General features: G+C 60.1%; 21 protein-coding genes. 9 read left to right on the forward strand and 12 right to left on the reverse strand.

Annotation, left to right across the window (positions count from 1 at the left end):
- Positions 1-65 precede the first annotated feature (65 nt).
- The gene (locus tag K0B93_RS10475) at positions 66-2,711 is read left to right on the forward strand and encodes an EAL domain-containing protein (protein ID WP_219867155.1); all 2,646 of its coding nucleotides are present in this window, start codon (positions 66-68) and stop codon (positions 2,709-2,711) included.
- Here K0B93_RS10475 and ilvD read toward each other — a convergent pair.
- The gene (ilvD, locus tag K0B93_RS10480) at positions 2,671-4,347 is read right to left on the reverse strand and encodes a dihydroxy-acid dehydratase (protein ID WP_219867156.1); all 1,677 of its coding nucleotides are present in this window, start codon (positions 4,345-4,347) and stop codon (positions 2,671-2,673) included. The genes K0B93_RS10475 and ilvD overlap by 41 nt on opposite strands.
- Before the next feature lie 232 nt (positions 4,348-4,579).
- On the opposite strand from ilvD, the gene K0B93_RS10485 reads away from it, so the two are divergent.
- The gene (locus K0B93_RS10485) at positions 4,580-7,000 is read left to right on the forward strand and encodes a xylulose 5-phosphate 3-epimerase (RefSeq protein WP_219867157.1); all 2,421 of its coding nucleotides are present in this window, start codon (positions 4,580-4,582) and stop codon (positions 6,998-7,000) included.
- Between the two features lie 78 nt (positions 7,001-7,078).
- On the opposite strand, the gene K0B93_RS10490 is transcribed toward K0B93_RS10485, so the two are convergent.
- The 3 genes from K0B93_RS10490 to ald form a co-directional block, all read right to left on the reverse strand.
- Positions 7,079-7,690 (reverse strand): Yip1 family protein, encoded by a 612-nt coding sequence (locus K0B93_RS10490; protein WP_219867158.1) that lies wholly within the window; start codon positions 7,688-7,690, stop codon positions 7,079-7,081.
- A 195-nt stretch (positions 7,691-7,885) separates the two neighbouring features.
- Positions 7,886-8,458, reverse strand: coding sequence for a glutathione S-transferase N-terminal domain-containing protein (locus tag K0B93_RS10495; RefSeq protein WP_219867159.1), 573 nt, complete (start codon positions 8,456-8,458; stop codon positions 7,886-7,888).
- A 23-nt stretch (positions 8,459-8,481) separates the two neighbouring features.
- The gene (ald, locus tag K0B93_RS10500) at positions 8,482-9,600 is read right to left on the reverse strand and encodes an alanine dehydrogenase (RefSeq protein WP_219867160.1); all 1,119 of its coding nucleotides are present in this window, start codon (positions 9,598-9,600) and stop codon (positions 8,482-8,484) included.
- A gap of 118 nt (positions 9,601-9,718) precedes the next feature.
- Between ald and K0B93_RS10505 the strand changes: the two genes are divergently transcribed.
- Positions 9,719-10,522, forward strand: a complete 804-nt coding sequence (locus K0B93_RS10505) for a dienelactone hydrolase family protein (RefSeq protein WP_219867161.1) — start codon at positions 9,719-9,721, stop codon at positions 10,520-10,522.
- A 28-nt stretch (positions 10,523-10,550) separates the two neighbouring features.
- Here the strand turns inward: K0B93_RS10505 and K0B93_RS10510 are convergent, their stop codons facing one another.
- From K0B93_RS10510 to cysZ, 6 genes are all read right to left on the reverse strand, one after another.
- Positions 10,551-11,246: a lysophospholipid acyltransferase family protein gene (locus tag K0B93_RS10510; protein WP_219867162.1), complete on the reverse strand. Its 696-nt coding sequence runs from the start codon at positions 11,244-11,246 to the stop codon at positions 10,551-10,553.
- A 157-nt stretch (positions 11,247-11,403) separates the two neighbouring features.
- Complete coding sequence (locus K0B93_RS10515) at positions 11,404-11,610, reverse strand: cold-shock protein (protein ID WP_008172950.1); 207 nt, start codon at positions 11,608-11,610, stop codon at positions 11,404-11,406.
- A 259-nt stretch (positions 11,611-11,869) separates the two neighbouring features.
- Positions 11,870-12,250, reverse strand: a complete 381-nt coding sequence (gene crcB, locus K0B93_RS10520; RefSeq protein ID WP_219867163.1) for a fluoride efflux transporter CrcB — start codon at positions 12,248-12,250, stop codon at positions 11,870-11,872.
- 160 nt (positions 12,251-12,410) lie between these two features.
- The gene (locus K0B93_RS10525; RefSeq protein ID WP_228743347.1) at positions 12,411-14,861 is read right to left on the reverse strand and encodes an acyl-CoA dehydrogenase; all 2,451 of its coding nucleotides are present in this window, start codon (positions 14,859-14,861) and stop codon (positions 12,411-12,413) included.
- A 125-nt stretch (positions 14,862-14,986) separates the two neighbouring features.
- Entirely contained in the window at positions 14,987-17,848 is a 2,862-nt protein-coding gene (gene rapA / locus K0B93_RS10530; RefSeq protein WP_219867164.1) for an RNA polymerase-associated protein RapA, read from the reverse strand.
- A gap of 17 nt (positions 17,849-17,865) precedes the next feature.
- Positions 17,866-18,615 carry a sulfate transporter CysZ gene (gene cysZ / locus K0B93_RS10535; protein WP_219867165.1) on the reverse strand — a complete coding sequence of 250 codons (750 nt, stop codon included), beginning with the start codon at positions 18,613-18,615 and terminating at the stop codon, positions 17,866-17,868.
- A 97-nt stretch (positions 18,616-18,712) separates the two neighbouring features.
- Here cysZ and K0B93_RS10540 point away from each other — a divergent pair, with 97 nt between their 5' ends.
- Positions 18,713-19,096 carry a VanZ family protein gene (locus tag K0B93_RS10540; protein ID WP_219867166.1) on the forward strand — a complete coding sequence of 128 codons (384 nt, stop codon included), beginning with the start codon at positions 18,713-18,715 and terminating at the stop codon, positions 19,094-19,096.
- Positions 19,097-19,545: 449 nt separating this feature from the next.
- Here the strand turns inward: K0B93_RS10540 and K0B93_RS10545 are convergent, their stop codons facing one another.
- Entirely contained in the window at positions 19,546-20,202 is a 657-nt protein-coding gene (locus K0B93_RS10545) for a class I SAM-dependent methyltransferase (protein ID WP_219867167.1), read from the reverse strand.
- 138 nt (positions 20,203-20,340) lie between these two features.
- Between K0B93_RS10545 and mnmH the strand changes: the two genes are divergently transcribed.
- The 5 genes from mnmH to K0B93_RS10570 all read left to right on the forward strand — a co-directional run bounded on the left by mnmH (position 20,341) and on the right by K0B93_RS10570 (position 24,931).
- The gene (mnmH, locus tag K0B93_RS10550) at positions 20,341-21,444 is read left to right on the forward strand and encodes a tRNA 2-selenouridine(34) synthase MnmH (protein ID WP_219867168.1); all 1,104 of its coding nucleotides are present in this window, start codon (positions 20,341-20,343) and stop codon (positions 21,442-21,444) included.
- Positions 21,445-21,581: 137 nt separating this feature from the next.
- Entirely contained in the window at positions 21,582-22,415 is an 834-nt protein-coding gene (locus K0B93_RS10555) for a mechanosensitive ion channel family protein (protein WP_219867169.1), read from the forward strand.
- Positions 22,416-22,584: 169 nt separating this feature from the next.
- Complete coding sequence (locus tag K0B93_RS10560) at positions 22,585-23,139, forward strand: aminoacyl-tRNA deacylase (RefSeq protein WP_219867170.1); 555 nt, start codon at positions 22,585-22,587, stop codon at positions 23,137-23,139.
- Between the two features lie 82 nt (positions 23,140-23,221).
- Positions 23,222-24,517: an FAD-dependent monooxygenase gene (locus K0B93_RS10565; protein ID WP_219867171.1), complete on the forward strand. Its 1,296-nt coding sequence runs from the start codon at positions 23,222-23,224 to the stop codon at positions 24,515-24,517.
- 48 nt (positions 24,518-24,565) lie between these two features.
- The gene (locus tag K0B93_RS10570; protein WP_219867172.1) at positions 24,566-24,931 is read left to right on the forward strand and encodes a histidine triad nucleotide-binding protein; all 366 of its coding nucleotides are present in this window, start codon (positions 24,566-24,568) and stop codon (positions 24,929-24,931) included.
- Between the two features lie 25 nt (positions 24,932-24,956).
- Here K0B93_RS10570 and phoU read toward each other — a convergent pair whose 3' ends face one another.
- On the reverse strand, positions 24,957-25,679 hold the full coding sequence (gene phoU, locus K0B93_RS10575) for a phosphate signaling complex protein PhoU (RefSeq protein WP_219867173.1): 723 nt from the start codon (positions 25,677-25,679) through the stop codon (positions 24,957-24,959).
- Between the last annotated feature and the right edge of the window lie 18 nt (positions 25,680-25,697).

The raw sequence follows: 25,697 nt of genomic DNA on the forward strand, positions 1-25,697 counted from the left end.
CAAAATGTAATTAGACTGTAACAAGATGGCGAATCCGCCGCGGTGGCGACAGGGACTTCGATTGCATGGACTCAAGCGCAGGACACACTGAGGACAAGGACGCGAGGGTGCAACAGCCCCGTCGCACCCGCCTCTTTCTTCGGCGCTGGTCTCCGTTTCTGCTGTTGATTCTCGCGTTTGGCTACGGCCTGCTGGCCACCACCATTCTGAATACCGGCCTCCTGAAACCTGAAGCCACGTCTTCCAGGCCTCCGCCGATAGCCGTGGAATCTCCCCAGACGCATTATCTGACAAAATCCCTGACCGAGGTCCTCGACCAGCAACGCTGGCTAGACGATAACTGGCAGCCGATTCCGGAGAATCGCTCCGGCCTGGGTTACTTCTCTGTACCCGTCACCTTCAGGGTGACCCTCAATAACCCCGGTGATCAGCCCCTGCGCAAGTGGGCCGTGGTTTCGGCGCCATCCCTGGATTACATCCAGCCGGCGGTTATCGGCGAAGACGGCTCGGCCTCGTTACTGCCAGCCATGGGCGACCTGTATCCGTTCGACCACCGAACGATTGCGCTCCCACAATGGGTCTGGCCGATAACCCTGCCACCAGGCTCCTCCATTCTGCTGTTCGAAGTCCGTAATGCCGGTCCAACCATGCTGCCGCTGTCGATACTGGAACCGGATACCGTCATCAGCGAAAGTGCCGGCACCCTGGCCTGGAAGGCATCGATCACCGGCCTGCTGGTCTTTGCCCTGCTGTTCAACCTCAGCATCGTGGTCAAGATGAAACGCCCGGGGCTCGCCTGGCTCAGCGTCCTGATGTTCAGCCTGGTCTACAGCCAGCTGGTGATGGAAGGTTTCGGGCTCTGGTACCTTTGGCCCAACCTGCCGGAAATGAACCGACTCCTGAACATCACTCTGCCCCTGTGCCTGATTGCGCTGTGCCAGTTTACCCCGCACTTTATGCCGGTGCCCCGGAACGCCGTCCGGATTCTTTTTGGCATCAGTGTCCTGGCCTTCGTGCACCTGCTGGCAATCCCCCTGGGCCTGCCGCTGCTTGGTCAGGGCTCGTTCCTGCTGCTCGCCATGGCCGGGGGCACCATGATTCTCGGACTGGTTCTCAGGCAGTTCCGCAGTCACGTCTATGCCCGCTACTACGCCCTCTCCATTCTGGCCATCCTGGCCGGCTCGCTGATTTCCTCCCTGCGCACCATTGGCTGGGTGCCCATCAACAGCCTGACGGATTCGGCCTTCTTCCTCGGGGCGGCGGCCGGGTCACTGATCCTGACCAGCGCTGTCGGCCGGCAGATGTTCGAAGAACGCAAACGGCGCATGAAGTCGGATATCCGGGCCCAACAGGAACAACGGCTGAGAACCCTGGTGGAGCAGGACTATGATCGTCTGCTCAAGACCCACCGGATCACCGGCAAACCCAACCGGGCCATGCTGGAGGAAAGCCTTGATGCGCTGGACAGCCGGAAACAGCCCTACACCCTTGGCCTGATCCGGCTGGAGCGGTTCAACGAGATCGAGCAGGCTCTGGGTTACCGAACTACCGAAGAACTGCTTAAAAGCTACCTCAGGCACCTCAACAGTTTCCTGAAACAGCTCCTCGGCGACCGCCTGGTGATGATCAATGGTTACGCCATCGCCAGTATAGACACCGCCACCCATGCCTTTGCCCTGCATCGCGATGAGGCATCCGGAGCGACAGGAGAGATACTCGGGGAACTCACCAACTGGCTCGAAGAGAATTTCCGGGAAGGTCGGTTTGCATTTTCCTGGAGCGCCTCCGTGGGCATTGCTCACGCTCCCGAACACGGTGACGACGTCGCCAGTGCCCTGTCGTCTGCCGGCTTTGCCGCTCTGGACCGACGTCAGACCCTGACCGTTTATGACCCGGCCATCGCCGAATGGCAGTACCGGCAACAGGTGTTAATGCTGGATGTGGAAGGAGCCCTGCGAAACGGTGAGATGTGGCTGGAATACCAGCCCAAGGTGTGTATCCGGGACAAACGCACCGAGTCACTGGAAGCTCTGATCCGATGGCAGCATCCGGAGTTTGGCCCGGTGCCTCCCGCGCACTGGGTTCCCCTGGCAGAACAGGTTGGCATGATTCACCCGGTAACGCTCTGGGTGATGGACCGGGCCTGCCAGGACCATGGCCAGCTGAAAGATCGCCACGGAGAACACGTTAGCGTCGCCGTCAACGTGTCAGCGAAGGACTTGTCGCATCCGGATTTCCATGAGGAGGTCATCGCCATTACCCGGCACCATGGCACCCGACCAGAGAACCTGATTCTGGAAATCACCGAAACGGCCATGATGGTGGACGCCACGGCTGCCCGAACAATGATCCGGACCCTGAGTCAGGCCGGTTTCCGGATCGCTCTGGACGACTTCGGCACCGGCCACTCCTCCCTCGGCACGCTGGCCACCTTTGACCTGGACGAACTGAAGATCGACCGGAGTTTCCTCAAGGACATCCTCCAGCATCCCACCCGCCAGCGCATTTTCCGGGCGGCTCTGGAACTGGGCGATGCACTGGATCTGGATGTGGTGGTCGAAGGCGTAGAGGACGAGTCGATTGCCATCTGGCTGCAACAGTTCCCTGGCCTGTATGGCCAGGGTTACTACTGGGCCCGGCCCGAACGGCTCGCCCCCCAGCCCCGGACCCTCACGGCAGATCGGTCACCGCCCCTTTCGAGGCCGAACTGACGGTGCGGGCGTATTTGGCTAACACGCCCCGCTCAAAGCGGGGTGCCGGTTCCCGCCAGTTCTGGCGGCGCCGCTCCAGCTCCTGGTCGGTCACATCCAGCTCGATCCGGTTGCCGACCGCATCAATGGTGACTGTGTCGCCGTCCTCAACCAACGCAATCGGCCCACCCTCGGCAGCTTCCGGGGTAATATGCCCCACCACAAAACCGTGGCTACCTCCAGAGAAGCGACCATCGGTGATCAGCGCAACATCGCTGCCCAGCCCTTTGCCCATGATCGCAGAGGTTGGGCTGAGCATCTCCCGCATGCCCGGCCCACCTTTGGGCCCTTCGTAGCGGATAACCAGGACGTCGCCGGCCACGACCGTGCCGTCGAGAATCCGTTCCTGGGCTTCCTCCTCGGAGTGAAACACCCGGGCCCGCCCGGTAAAGTGGGTGCCTTCCTTGCCGGTGATCTTGGCCACCGCACCGGTCGGGGCAAGATTCCCGTAGAGAATGCGCAGGTGACTGTCGGCTTTAATCGGACTGTCGAAGGCGTGGATGATGTCCTGACCTTCCGGGTACGGCGCCACATCGGCAAGATTTTCCGCCAGGGTCTGCCCGGTCACAGTCATGCAGTTGCCATGCAACAGCCCACGCTCCAGCAGCATTTTCATCAGCGGCTGGATACCGCCGATCGCCACCAGTTCCGACATCATGTAATGGCCGCTGGGACGCAGATCCGCCAGCACGGGCACCCGCTTGCCGATCTCGACGAAATCCTCCAGATCGAGCTCTACGCCCACGGTGCTGGCCATCGCCAACAGATGCAGAACGGCATTGGTCGACCCACCCAGAGCGATGACCACGGTGATCGCGTTTTCGAAGGCCTCCCGGGTCATGATGTCCGAGGGCTTGATCTCCCGCTCCAGAAGATTGAGGACGGCTGCGCCGGCGGCACGGCAGTCCTCGGCCTTGGTCTCAGACACTGCATTCTGTGCCGAGCTTCCCGGCAGGCTCATGCCCATGGCTTCGATCGCCGAGGCCATGGTGTTGGCAGTGTACATGCCGCCGCAGGAACCCGGCCCGGGTATGGCAGTTTCCTCAATCTGCTTGACCTCGATGAGATCCAGGTCACCACGGGCGTGCGCCCCAACCGCCTCAAACACGGAGATGATGTCGGTGTGGTTCTCCCCCGGCATGATGGTTCCACCGTAGACAAACACCGACGGGCGATTGAGCCGGGCCAGCCCCATCAAGCAACCGGGCATGTTCTTGTCGCAGCCGCCGATGGCCACCAATCCGTCAAAGCCTTCACAGCCGGCCACCGTTTCAATGGAATCGGCAATGACCTCCCGGGACACCAGCGAATACTTCATGCCTTCGGTGCCATTCGCAATGCCATCAGAAACGGTAATAGTGTTGAAAATCAGTGACTTGCCGCCCGCCTCATCGGCCCCGACGGCGGACTCTTCAGCCAGGCGGTTGATGTGCATGTTGCAGGGGGTGAGATTGCTCCAGGTGGATGCGATACCCACCTGGGGTTTCCTGAAGTCATCATCACCGAAGCCAACCGCCCGTAACATCGCCCGGCTGGCGGACTTGCCGATGCCGTCGACCACAGGCGATGAATAACGGCGCCGTTTATCCTGAGCCATCGCTGTCTCTCCTGTTGCGCTTTTTAGTAGTGTCTTCAGGCTGGCAGAATCGGCGCCGGCGGGCAACGATATTCAGCATTATCCCGTGGCGACCCGGCAGCAATGGTCCGGCGATACGATGCACCGCTTCCGCCACGCTGGACAAGATGCTGTTCCGACTGACTTGCATCAAGGGATAAGGAGTGGGTGCCTTTTACAATCAGTGCTACCAATGGAGAAATGGAGGCGTGCCATGCCCTCGCCAACCACAACCGGGTCGGACGCAGCCGACACCCCGGCGTCCCAGTCCTACAATATCTGGCGCCAGGGTTATGGCGTCATCCAGCATACTGATGTCACCTGTGCCCACGCCTGCAGCCTCGCCAATCGCCTGGTCGAGGCCGGGTTGCAACCCGACACCGAAACCGTCTTTCGCAAACTGGCGGCGCTGGACAGGCTGGCCAGCGCCGGACTCTGGCTGGTGGTTCACATGACTTACGCCAACCGGGTCGACGCCGGTGGCCAACCTCTTGCGCCGCAGGATTTCAAGGTCAGCCCGGAAGGCCACACCGGCGGCGCACTGAACATGGTACCGGCCTACGCCGCCTACCTGGCGCTCAACAATCTGACCGGCCGGACCCGCAGCTGGCTGATGGGTCAGGGCCACTGTGCGGCCGCCGTGGATGCTCTCAACGTGCTGACCGGCAACCTGCACCCGGAACAGGCGGAACGCTATCGGAAGCCGGATGGGCTGTCACGGCTGGCCGCCGATTTCTACAGCTACCGGCAAAAACCGGACGGCAGCATGAGCGCGCCTCTTGGAAGCCACATCAACCCCCACACCGCCGGCGGCATTCTGGAAGGCGGATACCTTGGTTTTGCCGAACTTCAGTACGGCCACATGCCCTTACCCGGCGAGACTCTGGTGACGTTTCTCTCCGACGGCGCCGCCGAGGAGCAGCGCGGCAGTGACTGGATCCCTCGCTGGTGGCGGGCCGATGACTGTGGGCTCGTGCTGCCAGTGATGATCGCCAACGGTCGACGCATCGAGCAGCGGACCGAACTCGGGACCCGGGCGGGTCTGGAGCGTTTCGAGTCGCATCTGGCAGAACGGAGCTTCGATCCCTACCGCTTCGACGGCCGCGATCCGGCAGCGTTCGTGTGTGCCCTGTTCGAGATGGAACAATCCCTCCGGTACCAGGCTGACAGCGCGTTCCGGGGGGAAAGCGGCTACCCGGTGCGCATTCCCTACGGCATCGCCGAAACCACGAAGGGCTTCGGCTTTTACGGGGCCGGCAGCAACGCGGCCCACAACCTGCCGTTGCCCGGCAACCCCCGCATGGATGCCCGGGCCCGTGAGCTGTTTCTGGAACATACCAGCAAACTGTGGGTTGATCCGACCGATCTGAGCCGGAGTACCGCGTTGCTTAATGAGCACTCCCTGCAGGGGCGCGCCCTTGAACGAGACCACCCGCTGGCCCGGCGTAACCCGCCGGAGCCGACCCTGCCACGTCTTCCCTGGAGCAACAGCCTGACTTCACCGATGAGCGCCGTGGACACTTTTTTCCGGGCACTGGTTGCGGAAAACCTCCATCTGCGTGCCCGCGTCGGCAACCCGGATGAAATGGCCAGCAACCGGCTTGGTGGTGTATTGGCGGACCTGAAACACCGGGTAACGCAGCCGGAAAACGATCAGGAGTCGGTGCAGGGCCAGATTATCACCGCCCTCAACGAGGAAGCGGTGGTGTCCGCGTGCCTTGCGAACAAGGCCGGCCTGAACCTGGTCGCCAGTTACGAGGCCTTCTGCGTCAAGATGCTCGGCGCCATCCGTCAGGAACTGATCTTTGCCCGGCACCAGAGGGAGGTCGGGCGTCCGGCCCGCTGGCTGGGATTTCCGGTTATCGCCACCTCCCACACCTGGGAGAACGGCAAGAACGAACAGTCGCACCAGGACACAACCTTCTGCGAAGCACTGCTCGGTGAAATGAACGACGTTTCCCGGGTTCTGTTTCCCGCTGACTACAACAGCACCCTGGCTGCCTTGCCGGGGGTTTACACCGACCGGGGACGAATCAGCTGCATGGTCATTCCGAAGCGGGAGCGCCCCTGCGTGTTCGACGCGGGCGAAGCCGAGACACTGGCACGGCACGGCGCACTGGTGGTCGATGAAGACACCTCCGAGGGCGAACCCATCCTTCTGATTGCCAATGGCGCCTACCAGTTATCCGAGGCGATTCGGACCAGTGAACGGCTGCGGGAGACCGGCACACCCTTCCGCCTCGTCTATCTCCAGGAGCCGGGCCGCTTCCGTCAGCCCAGGGATACCCTGGAAGCCGAAACCTGCCTGTCCGAATTTGAGCGCGAACGGCTGTTCCCGCGCCGCATCCATCGCAGGGTCGCACTCACCCACATGCGTCCGGAGGTTTTTCGCGGACACCTGCACAGCCTGTTTCCTGATCCGGTTCGCTCCCGGGTCCTGGGTTATATCAACCGCGGGGGCACCCTGAACGAGGCCGGCATGCTGTTCGCCAATCACTGTTCCTGGGCGCACGCGCTGGCCGCCTGCGCACTGGCGATGGACCAGCCGCCCGGAGAGTGGCTTTCTGCTGCGGAACTGGCAGCGGTCGAGGGGCGGGGGGATCCTTCGGTGATCACCCGGGGCCTGCCCACCTGACGGCCTTCCGGACGCCAAAACCGGGCACAAAAAAGGGAGGCTGCTGCCTCCCTTAATTCTGAACAATGCCGGCGGCGGTCATCCGCTGACGAAGACCGGACCGACGCCGAAGTTCCAGATGATGACGGAACCGACCCGGGTCGCAACCAGAATGACCAGGGCGACGGTGAGCAGAGCGCCGCCGTAGAATACGGCACGGTCTTTCTCGATCCCCATGACAATGGGCAGCCCGTCATACATCAACCAAGCCCCATAGCAGGCGGCAATCAGGAAAACCACGGCATTGAACCAGGGCACCGGATACAAGAGCGCGAATCCGGCCAGGAACAGCGGCGTGCAAGAATAGGCCGCCAGGGCAATGCCATTGGACGGCACGTGCTCCTCCCGGGCGCCATAGGTCTTGGCCATCCAGTTAACCGCATAACCGAGCGCGAAAACCCCCACCAGCATTGCCAGGTATGTGAGTACACTCAGTTGCAGGGCACTGATTTCCGTCAGTTTGATCAACCGATCATTACCGACCGTCCAGCCAAAATAAGCCGTCGAAATGTACGCGCAGATCGGACCGATGGCGGCCAGAATGACAACGTAGGCGACGTAGAGCCGACGAGGCGTTTCGTGTTCTTTTCGAATGGAAGCCCACTCATCATCCGGGTGGGTGAAGAGACCGAAGGCATGAGACAGGAGCATGGATGACCCCCTTTTATTAGTCGTTGTAAGTACAGTCAAGTACGGGCGTCTGATCGGGTCGGATCAGCGACCGTTCCTGCCCTTAACTATAGTCAAGAACGACAAATGGGGAAGGCCATCTGGTGAAAATTTGTTCCGCTTCGCACTCCGGTGCCTGCGGCCGCCCGCCGGGGCTCACCAGGCAGCCGCAAATGCTCAGGCCTGGCGAGGATCGGTCTCGGCGACCCAGGGCTTGGTCCGGTGACTGTCCCGGAATGACAGCAGGCTCTCGACGCCGGTCCAGTCCACCAGATCGCGAAACTCCAGCCAGTCAACGAGGCAGTACAGGCAGATAGCCGGGTAGTTCCAGGCCTCGAACTGACCGTCATCGACCATGGCTGCCAGGGTGCGCAGCGTGGTCATGATGCGTTCACGCTGGAGGTTGTAGAACATCAGGTCCTGGCTGGTGTCGATGCCGGACTTTTCCGAAAGCAGCAGGGTGACTGCCGAGTCATTGGCACCATCAATCATGGTCAGCTGGTTTTGCTGGTCCCACGTCAGGGGATCGCGGCCCTGCTTGGCGCTGACGTAGCGGGCAATGATCCGTGAGTCATAAATTTCCTGGCCGTCGTCTTCCAGTACCGGAATTTTCAGGGTTGGGTTGTTCTTCCGCAGCTCATCCCGGCCTTCACCATAGATATTAAGGTTAACGAATTCATACGGTTCTTCATCCAGCAGGATGCGAATGCGCCGAACGTAGGGTGAAGTGGTCGATCCGATCAGTTTCATGATTTCTCCGAGTGTGTCACGGCTCAGGATCCCAGCAGGGATTCCGGGTCTGTGTATGAATGCCCAGTGGCTTCTGCCACCTCCCTGTACGTCACCTTGCCATCGGCTATATTCAGTCCGGCCATCAGGTGCGGGTCTTCCTTCATTGCCCGAATCGGCCCCTTGTTGGCCAGGGCCGCCACGAAGGGCAGCGTTACGTTGTTCAGAGCCAGCGTCGAGGTGCGCGCCACGGCGCCGGGCATATTGGCCACGCAGTAATGTACCACACCATCAACAATATACGTGGGGTCATCGTGGGTGGTCGGTTTTGAGGTTTCCGCACACCCGCCCTGATCAATGGCGACGTCCACCAGCACACTGCCCTCGGGCATCCGGCGGATCATATCCCGGGTAATCAGTTTGGGCGCGGACGCTCCGGGTATGAGAACGCTGCCGACCACCAGGTCAGACTCCACCATCGCCTGATCGAGGGTATGGACGGTGGAAAACAGTGTTGTGATCCGGTTGCCGTACAGGTGATCAAGATTGCGCAGGACATCCATGTTGCGATCCAGGACGGTCACCTGGGCCCCCATGCCGATGGCCATGGCAACAGCATTCTGTCCGACGACGCCACCTCCGACCACGGTCACCCGGGCGGGGCTGACACCGGGCACTCCGCCCAGAAGCACTCCGCGACCACCAACCGATTTCTCCAGACAGTGGGCGCCGGCCTGGATCGACATACGTCCAGCCACTTCAGACATGGGCGCCAGCAACGGCAGACGACCACTACGGTCAGTCACCGTCTCATAGGCAATGCAGATGGCACCGGACGCCACCAGATCGTCGGTCTGGGCCTGATCCGGCGCCAGGTGCAGATAGGTAAACAGGGTATGCTCCCGGTTCAGCAGGGCTCGCTCTTCCGGCTGAGGCTCCTTGACCTTGACGATGAGTGTCGCCGCCCCGAAAACCGCCTTGGCATCCGCCAGAATCTGGGCGCCCGCACTCTGGTAATCCTCATCGGTAAACCCAATGGCCGCCCCCGCCTGGGTCTCGACGAACACGTCGTGGCCGTGGCCACAGAGTTCATGGACCGCAGCCGGCGTCATCCCCACCCGGTATTCGTTATTCTTGATTTCCTTGGGCACGCCAATCTTCATCGATCATCTCCTCGGTTCCGCGAAGGTTACGCCAATTCGTGTGTCTGTGTCTGAAGTGTAGTAAAAAGGTGATTGTCCGACGGAAGCAATAGCGTGTATTACAAGGAGCAGTCCCATCATGACTACATTGCAAACAGCCACATCAGTCGTAGCACTTTCATTCTCCCTTGCAACCTCGCAGGTGATGGCAGAAATGCAGACCCAAACCGTGGAATACCAGATCGACGATCAAACGTTCACCGGCTACATGGCCTGGGACGACGAGCTGGAGGGCAAACGGCCCGGCGTACTTGTGGTTCATGAGTGGTGGGGCCACAACGAGTTTGCCCGTGAGCAGGCAGAGAAGCTTGCCGCCTCCGGCTACACGGCGTTCGCCCTCGACATGTACGGCAGCGGCAAGCTCGCCGAACACCCGGATACCGCCCAGAAGTTCATGCAGGAAGCGACCCGGGACATTGACCAGGTCAAGGCCCGCTTCATGAAGGCCAAGTCACTACTGGAAAACCACGAGAGCGTGGACAGCACCCGCATTGCGGCTCAGGGCTACTGCTTCGGGGGAGCCGTCGTACTGAACATGGCACGGCTGGGCGTCGACCTCAGCGGCGTGGTGAGTTTCCACGGTGCCCTTGGCAGCCCGATCAAGGCCCAGCCTGGAATGGTCAAAGCGCGGGTTCAGGTGTACACCGGCGGAGCGGATGACATGGTTCCATCCGAGCAGGTCGCCGGCCTGGTTCAGGAAATGCAGGATGCCGGTGTGGATCTGACCCTGGTTAGCTTCCCGGGCGTCCTGCACTCATTCACCAATCCGGGGGCAGACAGGTTTGCTGAAAACTTTGGCTTGCCGGTGGGGTACGACGAGGAAGCGGCTTCGCGCTCCTGGCAGGGCACCATGCGTTTCTATGAGGAAATTTTCGCCCGCTAGTTTGCCGGTCCGGCCGCGAATCTGTTCACTACAGGCCGGACTCGATGGTGCCTCGAACTCCATCCATCAGGGATTCGACCGACTGGCCTTCGGTGGCAACCGGTGGATGGATCAAGATCTCGATTTCGCCCGGCGAAAAGGCGGCCTGGCCCTTGGGCAGCCGATCATGGGAACCACGAATGGTGATGGGCAGGATGGGCAACTGGCCGTCTTTGGCAATGACGAATCCGCCTTTCTTGAAGGGCAGCAGTTTGCCGTCCCATGACCGGGTGCCTTCGGGGAAAATCAGGATTCCGGTGCCTTCCGGTAACTGCCCCACCCCGCGCTTGATACTCTCCAGGGCGTCACTGCCACGGGAGCGGTCGATAAACAGGTTGCGCGAGGTCTCCAGGGCCAGCCCGAACAGGGGCACCTTGCGCAGCTCCTTCTTGATGACCCAGCGATACTGCAGCCCCAGCGCCAGAACCAGTGCCGGCGGATCAAAATAGGAGGCGTGATTGCTCAGAATCACGTAGCGCTGCCGGGGCTGGATGTGCTCCCTGCCCCTGACGATCAGACGAATGCCACAGAGCTTGAGAATGGCCCAGGCGTACACCTGCGTGCCATGAAAAGCGGCATCGCCGCGTTTGCCCAGCAGGGCTGCTACCACAATGGGCAGAAACAGGATTAAGGTCAGCAGGGAGGCCCAGAAAAGAATCCAGATGGCCTTGAGGGTATTGAGCATGAACGGGTCCTGAACGTCTCGACAACCATTTAAACGAGCAACAGGGGCATAAAGATTACACGCCGGGGAGAAAATCACAAAGCGAGCAAGCGGATCAGGCATGAAAAAAGGCAGCCGAAGCTGCCTTTTTCACGTTTGTCGCTTAATCCCTCAGGGATTAAAGAGCAACAACGTTCTCCGCCTGCGGACCTTTCTGGCCCTGGGTAACGGTGAACTCAACCTGCTGGCCTTCTGCCAGGGTCTTGAAACCGCTGCCCTGAATTGCGCTGTAGTGAACGAATACGTCCGGGCCGCCTTCACGAGTGATAAAGCCAAAGCCTTTAGCTTCGTTGAAGAACTTAACAGTACCGGTAGTAGTAGACATACTTAAACTTCCTGAAATCAATCATTTAATCTGCCGCCTCGCACCTTCTTGATGCAGGCTGGCGTTTACGGAAATACAGAACTCGCGGAATCAAAAACAGGACGGTCACTACTAACTGCGGAGGTACGTCTCATTCATGAAATGCTTAACTGAATCTTTCCTACCCACAGAACTCTACTCCTGAATTTCAGGATTGCCAAGTGGATTTTCAATAATTTAAGTAGGTAGTGTTACCCACCCATAGGCGCCGAAACCGGACCTAGCCACGAACCAATCCAAAGGTATAAATCCCGAGTGCCGTCATCATCAATGACCCCACAACGTGAGCGAGGATACCGGTGACCGCCATGGCCCATTTGCCTTCCTGGATAGCAGCGAACATTTCCAGCGAGAACGTGGAGAAGGTGGTCAGCGCACCGCACAGCCCGGTAATGGCAAACAGGCGCCACTCCGGTGCCAGCGTGCTACCGTGACTGAAGTAACCGATCAGCAGACCGATGAGCCAGCCACCACTCAGGTTGGCCACCAGTGTCCCGTACGGCACTGCATGGTAGGTGCTGTTCAACCAAAGGCCCAGAACCCACCTCAGATTGGCGCCAATGACGGCTCCGGCGCTTACTGCCAATACTGAAAGCCACATCGGGTTTGACTCCCCTCCTCTGCTGACTTGGCCCGTACCTTATTCGGCACGCATTCTTCGAGTATGCCGTTAAAGCGCAATCAAGTTAAGGCCTTATAACCGGGCACAAAAAAGGGGCGCCCGCCGGCACCCCTTGTTTAGTCGGAAACGGTTGGCCCCATCAGGCCGGGTTATGATCGATTACCGTATCCTTGTTGCTGGCAAACTCGTCAAACGGAAAGTCGTCGACCGTGAGCATTTCCAGCACGACGGCTTCATACTGCCGCATGAAGTCTGCCTCCTCTTTGGTGTAAACCCCCGCTTCCAGGGCCGCCTCGAAGCGCTCCTCCGGATGCAAGGCGGTCATGGGCAGCTCGCCCTTGGCGTAGGCCTTGGTCACCTTCCGGTACAGCTGCTCGGCCTTGTCGTAGTCCTTCAGCAAACCATTGTATCGCGCCAGCGGGTTCTCTACCGTGCCTTCGCCATCGGTGGTCCAGACGCCGGAAATCAGCTTGTTACGGATGGGCGTGTCGGTGGAAATGGCCCTGGCCAGCTTGCGGGACAGGTCATCATGAGGCGCATCCCAGCGACGGCCCAGAGGCATGGTGATGCCCCGGAGCGCCATAGCCACGACCCGGTTCGGCAGATTCTGGAGGAACTCGTCAAGGGCGTTTTCAGTACGGTAAAGCAATAGGCCCAGGCTGTATTCCATCACTTCTTTCTCACCTTCCACCGGCTGGCCTTCGTGCCAGTTCTTCAACACCATGGAGGCCAGGTAGAGGTTGGACAACATATCGCCCAGGCGAGCGGAGATCAGCTCGCGCATTTTCAGCTCACTGCCCAGCGTCGTCATGGCGGCGTCCGCACACAGACCGAATGCGGCACTGAAGCGAGCTACCGCCTGCGCGTACCGGCGGCTGGCGCTGTCGAACGGTACATCGGCACGGCCAAGACCCAGCGCCTGGGTGAAGGCTCGGGCGGCGTTACCAAAAATCAGGCCAGCGTGCCCGAAGAAAGCCTTATCAAAGGCCTGGATGTCATCATTGTCCTTGGCCGCCAGCTCCTTCAAAACGTAGGGATGGCAGCGGATCGCGCCCTGACCGAAGATCATCAGGCTGCGGGTCATGATGTTGGCGCCCTCCACGGTGATGGACACTGCAGCACCGCTGAAGCCTATTCCCAGGTAGTTGCGGGGGCCGAGGGTCACGGTCTTGCCGCCGTGGACGTCCATGGCGTCAGTGAGCACGCCGCGCTGGAATTCGGTCAGGTGGTATTTGAGAATGGCCGAGGGTACGGCCGGCTTCTCGCCGCGGTCGATCATGTTGGCGGTGTGGTTCACGGCCGACTGGGCAATGTAGGTCTTGCCCACGATTCGGGCCAGCGGCTCCTGCACACCTTCCATATCCGCGACCGGGGTATTGAACTGGCGACGGACTCGGGTAAAGCCACCGGCCGTACCGGCCGCATAGGCCGCAGCCCCGGCTGCGCCGGAAGGCAGGGTGATGCAGCGGCCGACCGACAGACATTCAACCAGCATACGCCAGCCCTGGCCGGCCATCTCCTGACCACCGATGATGTAGTCCAGCGGAATGAACACGTTCTTGCCCTTGATCGGCCCGTTCAGGAACGGCGTGCCAATCGGACAATGGCGACGACCGATTTCCATACCCTTGGTGTCACGGGGGATCAGGGCGCAGGTGATGCCGTAGTCTTTCTCGTCCCCCAGCAGGCCGTCGGGGTCGAACATACGGAAGGCCAGGCCGACCACGGTGGCAATCGGCGCCAGCGTGATCCAGCGCTTCTCGAAGTTGAGCTCAATGCCCACCACTTCCTTACCATCAATCTTGCGCTTGCAGACGATGCCGGTATCCGGGAGCGAGGTGGCGTCTGAGCCGGCCCGTGGACCGGTCAGGCCGAAACAGGGAATTTCGCGGCCGTCGGCCAGACGGGGCAGGTAATGCTTCTTCTGTTCCTCGGTACCGTATTTGACCAGCAGCTCGCCCGGACCGAGGGAATTGGGCACCCCGACCGAGACCATCAGCATCTCGTTGGCGGCCAGTTTCTGCAGCACCGCGGTCTGGGCCTTGGCGGAAAACTCGAGACCACCGTATTCCTTCGGGATGATCATACCGAAGAAACCTTCTTTCTTCAGGAAATCCCAGAGTTCCTTGGGCAGGTCTGCGCGCTCGACGGCGAGATCCCAGGCGTTGCACATGGCGATGGCCTGGGTGCACTGGTTGTCCACAAACGCCTGCTCTTCCTCAGTCAGGCCGGTGTAGCGGTTGATCAGCAGGTTGTGCCAGTCCGGCTGGCCGGTGAACAGCTCGCCGTCCCAGCCGACGGTGCCGGCCTCAAGGGCAACCTTTTCCGTATCGGAAACCTTGGGCGCCACCTTCTTGAAGGTGGCGAAAATCTTCGGTGTCAGCCAGCTCTGACGGAAACCGGGCAAGCCCGCGGCGGCGGTGACACCGGCACCGACAAACAGAATCAGGGCGAGCCATCCGGAGGCAAAGATCAGGGACACAAGACCGACCACTGCCATCACGCCAATCGCCGGCATGGCACCGGATTCACGACGCATCACGATCAAGAGACCGGCCAGCGCCACAACAAACAGAAGAAAAGTCATCATAGGTTCTCTCAGTCATCCATGGTTCGGGAAATTATTAGACTAAAGTAGGTACGCCCACATTACCGCATCAGATGAAAGCATAACAGCGGTCGCCACGGAGTCAGTAATGCCGGTCACATACGGACTTACGCGGTTACGATAACCCGGATCCCTTCGAGCGCGAGACTGGCCCGCCCAATGGCGTCCCTCGCCGCATCCAGCTGATTCCGGAAAAAATCGATTTCTTCGTTGCGGATGGCCGGATTCACGACCTGGAGAGCCTCCAATCGGCGGATTTCGGGGCCAAAGCTGGCATCGACCCGAGCCAGTGCCTGCTCTTTTAACGGCTCCAGGTGAGGTTCCGACAGGCGTTCAACATGATCCACCATGGTTTCCACCTGGGGTCGTATCTGGGGCACGATTGCCTGAGCGGTCTTGCGCCGGATGTTGGAGCACAATTCGTTCAGCCGGTCATGGGGCAATGCCGCCGACAACTCCTTGCCATTCACGTCCACCAGCAGGCGCAACGGGGATACTGGCAGGTAACGGGTCAACTGCAGCGACTCCGGCGCCGGACAGTGCACGGTGAACAGCGCTTCCATCAGCAGTGTCCCCGGTGGCAGCGCCTTGACCGAGAGGCTGGCCAGGGCCGCCTTGCCCAGGCCGGAACTGGTTACGGAGTCCATCACCCCGGTCACCATCGGATGTTCCCAGCTCATGAAGGACAGGTCCTCGCGCTCCAGGGCCTGCTGCCGACTCCAGGTCACGGTAACGCCGTCTTCCGGTAACTCTGCCACATGGCCGGCATGATAGTGCTCGCCGGGACGCAACACATCCGAGTGATCGCTGTGGTCTTCCACATCCACACCCAGAATATCAAAGGCCTCGATCATGTAATCCCGCACCTGGGCAGAACCTTCCTCAGCCTCGATACCGTCAATCAACCGATCAGCCACGTCGCGGCGGCAGGAATTGAGTTCAATCAGGGCATCGCGGCCATTCTGAAGCAGGGTCCTGAGGCGTGCGGCCTCTTCGGCGGAGTGGGCAACCAGGTTGTCGACGACCCCGGTGTCACCCTCGATGGCCCGCTGCCACTGATCCTGTACCTTGTCCTGAACGGCAACCCCCACTGCACAGCTCTCGGCGAAGGCATTCAGGCCATCCTGGAACCACCGGTACTGCACTTCCTGGGCGGTTCCCTGCAGGTAGGGGATGTGAATATCGATGGTCTCGGTCTGGCCAATACGATCCAGGCGCCCGATTCTCTGCTCCAGCAGATCCGGATTGGCCGGCAGGTCAAACAGCACCAGGTGATGGGAAAACTGGAAGTTGCGGCCCTCACTGCCAATCTCTGAACAGATCAGCGCCTGGGCGCCCTGCTCGCTGTCGGCAAAATAGGCGGCTGCCCGGTCCCGCTCCACCAGACTGAGGTGTTCGTGAAAGGCCGCGCTGCGAATACCGGCCCGCAACTGCAAGTAATGCTCGAGCGCCATGGCGGTTTGCGCCTGGGCGCAGATGACCACGACCTTGGCCGGGCGCAAGCTGGCCAGCTTCTTCTCAAGCCAGGCAACACGTGGATCATCTGCCAGCCACTGCTCTTCCGCCACCGATTGTTCCGGCGAAAGCCCGGCCAGCCCCCAGGCATGGCCCTCGTATATGGCCGGACAGGGCAACGCATCCGGCATCGGCCGTCGTTCAGGAAAGCCCTGAATGGCGGCCCGGGTGTTACGGAATAGCACCCGACCGGTGCCATGGCGATCCAGTAACGCATCAATAATGGCCTGATGCGGGTCCTCCCCCGTCAGCAGCTCATCCAGTTCATCACCGAGCCAGGCCTTGAGGGCCTTGCGATCATCGCTACTGATGCCGGCATCGTTGCTCTCCAGCCGTCGCACCACCTCGTTGATCGCTTCGTACTGCTGCTCCTCCTTGCGGAAGGTTTCCAGGTCGTGAAAACGCGCAGGATCCAGAAGCCTCAGGCGGGCGAAATGGCTGGCCACTCCAACCTGTTCCGGTGTCGCCGTCAGCAGGAGCAGCCCCCGACTTGCTGCCGACAATTCCTCAACAACCCGATATTCAGTGCTGACCGCTTCGGGGCTCCAGGCCAGATGGTGGGCTTCATCCACCACCATCAAATCCCAGCCCGCTGCCAGGGCATCCTGCTGCGCCTGTTCGCTGCTGGCCAGGAAATCCAGGCTACAGAGCACCAACTGTTCGGTTTCAAATGGATTGACCGCGTCGTCGTCCCCAAAGATGTGGTTCACCAGCGAATCCACATCATTCTCTTCCTCTTTCAGGGCGTCGTAGCGCCCCTGGTCAATGATGGAAAACCGCAGATTGAAGCGACGAAGCATCTCCACCAGCCACTGGTGAATCAGGGAATCCGGCACCACAATCAGGGCACGCCGGGCCCGACCCGTGTGCAGCTGGTAATGCAGGATCAGGCCCGCCTCAATGGTTTTGCCAAGGCCCACCTCATCGGCCAGCAGAACCCGGGGCGCGTGCCGCTTGGCAACCTCATGGGCGATGTAGATCTGATGTGGCAAATGCTGGGTGCGCGCACCGATCAAGCCACCGACCGGGGACGCCCGTAACCGGTCCAGGTGCTGCAGGGTGGCCACCCGCAGACGAAAAGCACCATTGCGGTCAAACTGACCCGCGAACAGGCGCTGGTGCGGGGCAGAAAAGTTCACTGAGCCGCTGAGTTTGACTTCGGAAATCTGGTGAATGTCCTCGCCATCGTCGGCGTGGTACATCAGCACACCACCCTTGTCCTCCACCGCACGGACCACGTAGTGCGCTCCGTCAAAGGTCTGGATCTCCTCACCCAACTGGTAAATGATCCGGGAAAGCGGCGCATTGTCTATGGCGTAGGTGCGCTCTTCATCGGCCGCGGGAAAGCCCAGCGTAACGCGACGACCGGAGATGTCCGTGACAATGCCCAGGCCCAGTGCGGTATCGCTGTGGCTGACCCAGCGCTGACCAATGACAAATTCCGATTTATCCAAGTAACCTCCAGACAGAATTAATTTCGGGTGGCGCCGTTCTCACGCACCCAATAAGCCGTGGCACCGCAGACCGCCGCGGGCACAACCACAAGATTGAGAACAGGGACCATGGCTGCCAGCGCAACCGGCAAGCCAAATCCGAATGCCGAAAGCCGGGTGTCACCCAACAAACCACGCAGGGATTTGAAACTGACCTTGTGGTTGTCCGCGGGGTAATCGACATACTGCAGGGCCATCATCCAGCTGTTGAACAGGAACCAGAGCACGGCCGCCACCAGGTTGACCACCGGAATCAGGCCAATCACGAACAGGCCGATGGCCCGGGGCAGGTAATAGAGAATCTTCTGAACCTCGCGCCAGAGTGCCCGGGGGATATCCTTGATAATCGCACTCCAGCTATCTTCCGTGCTCACTTCCTGACCGGTGAGGTGTTTTTCGGTCAATTCCGACAGGTAACCGTAGAAGGGCGAGCCAATGAGGTTGGCCACAATCACGAAACCGTAGGCGAGCATCAGCAGGATCACCGCGCCATAGAGAATCCAGAACAGCCAGTCCAGCGCCTGCAGCCAGGCCCAATCCGGCAACCAGCCCATGGCTGCGGCAATCAGCCCGGCGAACAGCTCGGCAAGGAAATAGAAAAGAAGCCCGAACAACAGAATGTTGATGACCAGGGGGATTACCACGAACAACCGCAGGCCGGGTTGCCGAATCAGACGGAAGCCCTCCCCAAGGTAGCCCAGTCCACGAAAAAAGTTACCCTTGAGCATTCCGGCCGGCCCTCCGTTTCAATGACATTGACGGGGCGCAAAGCATATCATGTTGGAATCATTCCCACAGCCCGAGGCCTCCTAGGGAAATTCCCCCATGGCACTACTGAAAAACTGCGTTTTGCGCTTCCTGCACTGTCGTCCGCTTTGGCGCATTGCCCTGTTGATTTCCGTGCTGGCCATTGTATTCCTGGCAACCACCAGTACCCCCTACCCGGTGCCGTCCTCACCAAACGACAAGCTCAACCACCTGATTGCCTTCCTGGAGCTGACCCTCCTCACCCGGCTGTCCTGGCCCGAAGTCAGAGCGTTGTGGTATCTCCCGCTGTTGCTCGCCTTCGGCTTTGCCATTGAAGCCATCCAGGCCACCCTTCCCTACCGGGACTTCTCGATGGCCGACCTGGCTGCCGACGGCGCGGGCATTGTCATCGGAATGATGCCCTGGCCGGGACTCCGCAGCCTGCGGAAGGCAGAGATTTGAGAAATTCGCCCAACTTCATGTGAGAGATTTCCTACAAGGGCGTGAGATCTTGCAGCTATGTTGCGTACGTAACATTGTGCAACTCAAACTGGATGGCCGCTAACACACTGTTACGGAATAGAAACCCCGTTGAGACGGGGAAAATCCGCACCCATCGACGGAATCCGTTCACACGATTGTAAAGCGCCAGTTGCTATAGTGTTTACATCAAGGATGACAGGGAAAAGGACGACGCACCGGACGCACCCCGGCATGGAATGCAGGGAGAGGCAAGGACACAGGGACGCCTCGCTTAAAGGATAATTATTCGGAACGCCGGCTAGGATGCCGGCACCAAGGAGCGGCTCAGGGACTCGCAACAAGGCTGTTGCCCCATGCGCAAGGACGCGCCGACCTGTTTCGACAAGGGCAACCCCAGTGGTTGCCCTTTTCTTTTATGCAGTCAGCAGTTACATATCCGCCGCGACGTAGATCCGCACCCGGTTGAACTCCTCGAATTCGTGGAGGTCAGGCCAGGTTCTTGCCTCAATGACCGTCTGCAGGTCGTAAACCGGATCACCCAATTCCCGAACTCGCGAATCCGCCAGCAGCACCCTTGATGCCGACTCACGGAACACTTTCAGCAGTGGCCGATTTTCCGGATCGTAGAGGACGTCCGCCGCCGTGACGACGTCAATGCCCGCCGGGCGTACATCCCAGTCGTCACACAAAGTTAACGATACGCCGTTCAGGGCCGCATTGGCCGACACGGCATCCAGTGCGGCAGGGTCTATGTCGCAGGCAATGACCTCCCGGGCACCCGCCAGGGCGGCGGCAACGGCGACCACCCCCGAGCCTGAGCCAAAATCCAGTACTCGCTTGTTCATCACCCAACGGGGGTTGGCCAGAATCCAGCTCGCCAGGACCTGACCGCTGGCCCAGCAGAATGACCAGTAGGCTGGCTCCGCCACCACCGACTGGGCTTCGTCGTGGCTCAGTGGCCCCTCAAGCACGGACGGGTCAAACAGATGGAGGGCAATTTGCGGGCAGCCGGCCGGCCGTGAAACCGCGACCCGGCCCCGACTCAGGGTACTGCGCAGATTCTGGTCTAGACGGTTGGTCGACATCAGATCTCCTCAATGGACCGGTTTCCGGAAGGCAGACATTGTAGCGGCCTCACCCCGCCAAAACAGCGCCCGACGCGCAGAAAAACGTCAATTCGGCTATACTGCCGCCTTACTTTTACTGACCGGTTATTCGCTGAAATGGCAACCAGACCCGACACCGACGACTACTTGGCACTGTTCCTCAACGACGTCCCGCTGATGGATGTACGGGCGCCTGTGGAATTCGACAAAGGGAGCTTCCCGAGCGCAGAGAACGCCCCGCTGATGAATGATGACGAGCGGCACCGGGTGGGTATCTGTTACAAGGAACAAGGCCAGGATCGGGCCATCGAACTGGGGCACCAGCTGGTTTCAGGCGACATCAAGGCCCGGCGGATCGAGGCCTGGAAGCGGTTCGTCGCACAACACCCCAACGGCTACCTGTTCTGTTTCCGTGGCGGTCTTCGCTCCCGCCTTACCCAGCAATGGATCAGGGAGTCCGGCATCGACTACCCGCTGGTCAAGGGGGGGTACAAGGCGCTCCGGCGTTTCCTGATCGACAGTCTCGAGGACCGGATCAAGAACAGCGAGTTCCGGATTCTCAGCGGCCGGACCGGTACCGGTAAAACCCGGGTTCTGCAGCAGTTGCCCAATCCGGTGGATCTGGAAGGGTTAGCCAACCACCGGGGTTCCAGCTTTGGCCGTCAGGTCAGCCCCCAGCCATCACAGATCGATTTCGAGAACCGGCTGGCGGTTGCCATGCTGAAGGCCCATCACCACAAGGGCGGGCCGGTGTATCTGGAGGATGAAAGCCGACTGGTCGGGCGGTGTGCCCTGCCGGAAAGTCTCCGGGAACGCATGGCCTCGGCCCCACTGATGGTGCTGGAGCAGCCGCTGGCGCAACGCATTGCAATTATCCGGGAAGACTATGTTGAAGGCATGTGTGCCGACTATACGCGGCGGGATGGTGAGGAAGCCGGCTGGCTCAATTTCCGGGATTATCTGTTGAGCGCCCTCGACCGCATCCGTAAACGTCTGGGCGGGGAACGCCACAAGCAGTTGAGAAGTCTGATGGAAGCGGCGCTGGAACGTCAGGAACGCCAAGAGGACCTCAGTGGCCACGATGCCTGGATCCAGGCGTTGCTGGAGGACTATTACGATCCGATGTACGACTATCAGCTCGGTCAGAAAGAGGGCAGGATCCTTGTCCGAGGGGGCCCCGATGTGATCCGGGACTGGACCAAACAGACCACGACTGCGTAGATCACCTCTGATGAGGTGCGCCTGAATCATTCGCGCGACTCTTTTGTCTGCTATAACCATCGCGTACAAACCGATGTTCACCCTCGGGTTAGAAACACCACACTGATCAAACAACTAACGAGCAAGGAGTCCCTCTAATGGAAGATCTTTTTGGAGCTGAAGGGAACGCTTCAGAACTTCTGGACCAGGCTATTTCGCTGACCATGGCCTACGCCCCGAAAGTCTTGTTGGCCATCATCACATTGATCGTTGGCCTTTGGCTGATCAATCGCCTTGTCGGGGTTCTCGACGCCAAGCTTGGCAAGAAAGACCCCACCCTGAACAAGTTCCTGTGCGGCCTGATTGGCGTTGTACTCAAGATCCTGCTGCTCATTTCCGTCGCTTCCATGGTGGGCATTGCCACCACATCCTTCATAGCGATCATTGGTGCCGCAGGCCTGGCCATCGGTTTTGCCCTGCAGGGCAGCCTGTCCAACTTCGCGGGTGGCGTACTGATCCTGATCTTCAAACCGTTCAAGGTTGGCGACACCATCGAAGCGCAGGGCTTCCTCGGTGCAGTGGATGAAATCAGCATCCTCTATACCATCGTCAACACGTTCGACAACCGTCGAATCGTGATCCCCAACGGCAGCCTGTCCAATGCCACGCTGGTCAACGTCAGCATCTACGACAAGCGCCGTTGCGACATGACCTTCGGTATCGGTTACGGCGACGACATCGATAAGGCCAAGGCAATCCTGAAACGGTTGATGGAAGAGGACGAACGCAGCCTGGTGGATCCCGCGCCACGCATCTGCGTCGCCGGTCTGGGGGACAGTTCCGTCAACCTGATGTTCCGGGTATGGGTGCCCACCGACGACCTGTGGCCCTACTACTGGGAGATGCAGGAGAAGGTGAAGAAAGCCTTTGACGCCGAGGGCATCACGATTCCGTTCCCGCAGCGTGATGTGCATCTGTATCAAACCGAGTGATCGGCGCGAACGGTTTCGCATTGATACAACCGGTTACTCGCAAACTGCGTAACGTCGACTAAGCTGACGGTTAAAGGCGGGGCCAACGGACCTCGCCGGCCGTCGGAGCCAAGCACACCAACAACGAGCGGCTCCGGAACGCTGTCATTACTGGTAGGAGGTTGTCACTATGCCGGTACAGCAGTTGAAAGAGTTTCTCGACGAGGCCGCTGTGGAATACATGTGCCTCTCACACCCGCCTGCCTTCACCGCCCAGGAACTGGCCCACCACGTAAAGATTGCCGGCGACCGGGTCGTCAAAACCGTAATCATCGAACTGGACGGCAAAATGGCGATGCTGGTCATGCCGGCGACCTGGCGTATCCGCTGGGACAGGCTTTCCCGGATTCTTGACACCGACTTTATTGACCTCGCCGATGAACAGGAATTTCAGGACCGTTTCCCGGACTGTGAGGTGGGCGCCATGCCCCCGTTTGGCAACCTGTTCGGTATGTCCGTCTACTGCAGCGAGGTGCTGACCGAACAGCCAGAACTGGCCTTCGCAGCCGGCAGCCACACCGAATCGGTGCACATGAAGACGGCCGATTTCCTGACCCTGGTGCAGCCCATGGTGCTGAATCAGGGGTTCACCAAGCCGGGCGCGCAAAAACCCGCCTGGCTGGCGAAAGGGCGACGTCAGCCAGACGACGCCAAAGCGAGGGTTTCCGGCGCGGCCGGTTACTGAATTGGTACGGCTTCACTTGACCCGGGTCGCTTGTCTGATCTGCGCCATCGCGTAAACTGTGGGCATCAGACAGGAACCCGATATGACACAAGCATTTGATATTGTTGTGATCGGCGCCGGCATGGTTGGTGCCGCCCTCGCCACGGGCCTGGGCCAGGATGGCTTCAAGGTGGCCGTGGTTGACCGTTCGCCCGCACCAGCCTTCGATCCGGACTCGGCTCCGGACATCCGCGTGTCCGCCCTCAGCGCCGGTAGCGAGCGGTACCTGCAAGGCCTGGGGGCCTGGCACCCGATTCTGGCGATGCGCGCCACTCCGTATCAGCGTCTCTCGGTCTGGGACGAAACCCGCCACCCGCTATCGCACCTGCTCCCCCGGACACTGACCGAAGTGGAGTTCGATGCCGCGAGCCTGAAAACGTCCCATCTGGGCCACATTGCTGAAAACTCGGTGACGCAACAGGCGCTCTGGCAGACCGCCGACGCCGAGCCTAGCGTTCGCGTGCTCGCCGGATACGGCGTCGCCACGCTGGAACCGCAGCCCGACTCGATCACCGTCACCCTGGACGATGGCCGCACCCTGAACGCGCAACTGGTAATCGGTGCCGATGGGGCGCAATCCAGAGTCCGCGACATGGCCGGAATCGGCGTCAACCGCAACCAGTACGATCAGCAAGCCATGGTTATTTCGGTGCGGTACCAGGGACCGGTGGAAGACATTACCTGGCAGGGATTCTATCCCACCGGTCCGCGGGCATTCCTGCCTCTGCACGGCGCCGGGGCCGCCCATCCGGGCGAAAGCTGGGCGTCGCTGGTGTGGTATGACGCCCCCGACGAACTGGCCCGACTCAAGGGTCTGTCCGACGAAGCGCTGATGCAGGAAATCCAGCAAGCCTTTCCGTCCGAGTTACCCCAGCTCACGCACATCGAGGCACGAGCCAGCTTCCCCATCGCCCGCCAGCATGCCAAGCACTATTTTTCAGGTCGCGTGGTTCTGGCCGGCGACTCGGCCCACACCATCAACCCGCTCGCCGGACAGGGTGTCAATCTGGGGTTTCAGGATGCCCAATGCCTGCAAGCCATGCTCAAGGAAGCCAGACGCGCCAACGTCGATCTGGCCGATCCCCAGTGGCTGAGCCAGTACGAACATCAGCGTCGCCCAGCCAACCGGCGCATGATGATGACCATGGACCTGTTCTATCATCTGTTCAGTAACCGCACGCCGCCGCTGCACCTGTTGCGTAATCTCGGACTGGGCGCCGCCCGGGCTTTGCCCTTCGCCCGAAACCAGGTGGCCCGCTACGCCATGGGCATTGATGACCAGTTGCCCGCGGTTCTCTCACGGCTAACCGACCGGATTCCCGGACTCAGGCAGTTGTAACAGGGCCCGGACACAACAACACTTTTCGACCACGAACCAGGAGCCACCATGTCAGAAACCATATTCACCAAGATCATTAACCGGGAAATCCCCGCGGACATCGTCTACGAAGACGAGGTCAGCCTGGCGTTTCGCGACATCAATCCCCAGGCACCGGTGCACCTGCTGGTCATTCCGAAAAAAGAGATTGCCAGCATCAACGAGATTGAGGAAGGCGACCGGGAGCTGGTCGGGCATCTGTATTGGGTGGCAAGCAAGCTGGCGAAGGAAATGGGCTTTGCCGAGGATGGCTATCGCACCGTGATGAACTGCGGAGAAAATGCGGGGCAGACGGTGTTTCACATCCATCTGCACCTGCTGGCCGGCAAGCCTTTCGGCTGGCCGCCGTACACCGACCGGATGAAACAGGCCTGAGCATTCAGGCCTGTCGGAGTGGGGTCTAGCGCCCCACCACGCGTTCGGCTTCTTCAACGGGTGTGTGGCGCACATCCTCACCCTTCACCATGAAGATCACGTTCTCGGCAATGTTGCAGGCGTGATCACCGACCCGCTCCAGGGCGCGCAGAACCCACATCACGGACATGCACCGTGAAATGTTCCGGGTATCTTCCATCATGAAGGTGAGCAGGGTTCGGGCGGCTGCCTGATACTCCTCATCCACCCGTTTGTCTTCCTTCATGATGCGCAGCGCCTGCTCGGAATCCAGCCGGGCAAAGGCGTCGAGGGCATCGTGCAGCATGCTCAACACGTGGGTACCGATGTGTCGCACCTCCACGTAGCCTCTCGGCGCCTGGCCCTCTTCCGCCAGCTTGATGGCCAGCTTGGCAATTTTCTTGGCCTCATCGCCCACCCGCTCCAGGTCGGCAACCATTTTTATCACGGAAATCACCAGACGCAGATCCCGCGCAGTCGGCTGACGACGGGCGATGATCAGTGTCGCTTCCTCGTCGATATCCATTTCCATCTGGTCGACGCGCTTGTCCTTGGCCCGGGTTTCCTCCGCCAGGTGACCATCACCGTCCATGAGCGCCTGGATCGCGTTTTCTACCTGGGCCTCAACCATCCCGCCCATTTTCAGGAACTCGGTCTTGAGATCCATCAGTTCATCATTGAACTTGTGGGAAATATGATCCCCGTAAACATCGTCCTTCTTTGTAGGCATACTCTGCTTCTCCAATGT

Origin of the sequence: Marinobacter sp. F4218, assembly GCF_019443085.1 — a bacterium.
Classification (GTDB): domain Bacteria; phylum Pseudomonadota; class Gammaproteobacteria; order Pseudomonadales; family Oleiphilaceae; genus Marinobacter; species Marinobacter albus.

Coding starts and splice junctions, on each gene's coding strand:
- K0B93_RS10485 (WP_219867157.1), top strand. CDS start 4,580: ATGCCCTCGCCAACCACAACCGGGTCGGACGCAGCCGACACCCCGGCG.
- K0B93_RS10490 (WP_219867158.1), bottom strand. CDS start 7,690: ATGCTCCTGTCTCATGCCTTCGGTCTCTTCACCCACCCGGATGATGAG.
- ald (WP_219867160.1), bottom strand. CDS start 9,600: ATGAAGATTGGCGTGCCCAAGGAAATCAAGAATAACGAATACCGGGTG.
- K0B93_RS10540 (WP_219867166.1), top strand. CDS start 18,713: ATGGCACTACTGAAAAACTGCGTTTTGCGCTTCCTGCACTGTCGTCCG.
- K0B93_RS10510 (WP_219867162.1), bottom strand. CDS start 11,246: ATGCTCAATACCCTCAAGGCCATCTGGATTCTTTTCTGGGCCTCCCTG.
- K0B93_RS10525 (WP_228743347.1), bottom strand. CDS start 14,861: ATGATGACTTTTCTTCTGTTTGTTGTGGCGCTGGCCGGTCTCTTGATC.
- K0B93_RS10475 (WP_219867155.1), top strand. CDS start 66: ATGGACTCAAGCGCAGGACACACTGAGGACAAGGACGCGAGGGTGCAA.
- K0B93_RS10560 (WP_219867170.1), top strand. CDS start 22,585: ATGCCGGTACAGCAGTTGAAAGAGTTTCTCGACGAGGCCGCTGTGGAA.
- K0B93_RS10515 (WP_008172950.1), bottom strand. CDS start 11,610: ATGTCTACTACTACCGGTACTGTTAAGTTCTTCAACGAAGCTAAAGGC.
- K0B93_RS10495 (WP_219867159.1), bottom strand. CDS start 8,458: ATGAAACTGATCGGATCGACCACTTCACCCTACGTTCGGCGCATTCGC.
- mnmH (WP_219867168.1), top strand. CDS start 20,341: ATGGCAACCAGACCCGACACCGACGACTACTTGGCACTGTTCCTCAAC.
- K0B93_RS10570 (WP_219867172.1), top strand. CDS start 24,566: ATGTCAGAAACCATATTCACCAAGATCATTAACCGGGAAATCCCCGCG.
- K0B93_RS10565 (WP_219867171.1), top strand. CDS start 23,222: ATGACACAAGCATTTGATATTGTTGTGATCGGCGCCGGCATGGTTGGT.
- ilvD (WP_219867156.1), bottom strand. CDS start 4,347: ATGGCTCAGGATAAACGGCGCCGTTATTCATCGCCTGTGGTCGACGGC.
- K0B93_RS10555 (WP_219867169.1), top strand. CDS start 21,582: ATGGAAGATCTTTTTGGAGCTGAAGGGAACGCTTCAGAACTTCTGGAC.
- K0B93_RS10505 (WP_219867161.1), top strand. CDS start 9,719: ATGACTACATTGCAAACAGCCACATCAGTCGTAGCACTTTCATTCTCC.
- crcB (WP_219867163.1), bottom strand. CDS start 12,250: ATGTGGCTTTCAGTATTGGCAGTAAGCGCCGGAGCCGTCATTGGCGCC.
- K0B93_RS10545 (WP_219867167.1), bottom strand. CDS start 20,202: ATGTCGACCAACCGTCTAGACCAGAATCTGCGCAGTACCCTGAGTCGG.
- cysZ (WP_219867165.1), bottom strand. CDS start 18,615: ATGCTCAAGGGTAACTTTTTTCGTGGACTGGGCTACCTTGGGGAGGGC.
- phoU (WP_219867173.1), bottom strand. CDS start 25,679: ATGCCTACAAAGAAGGACGATGTTTACGGGGATCATATTTCCCACAAG.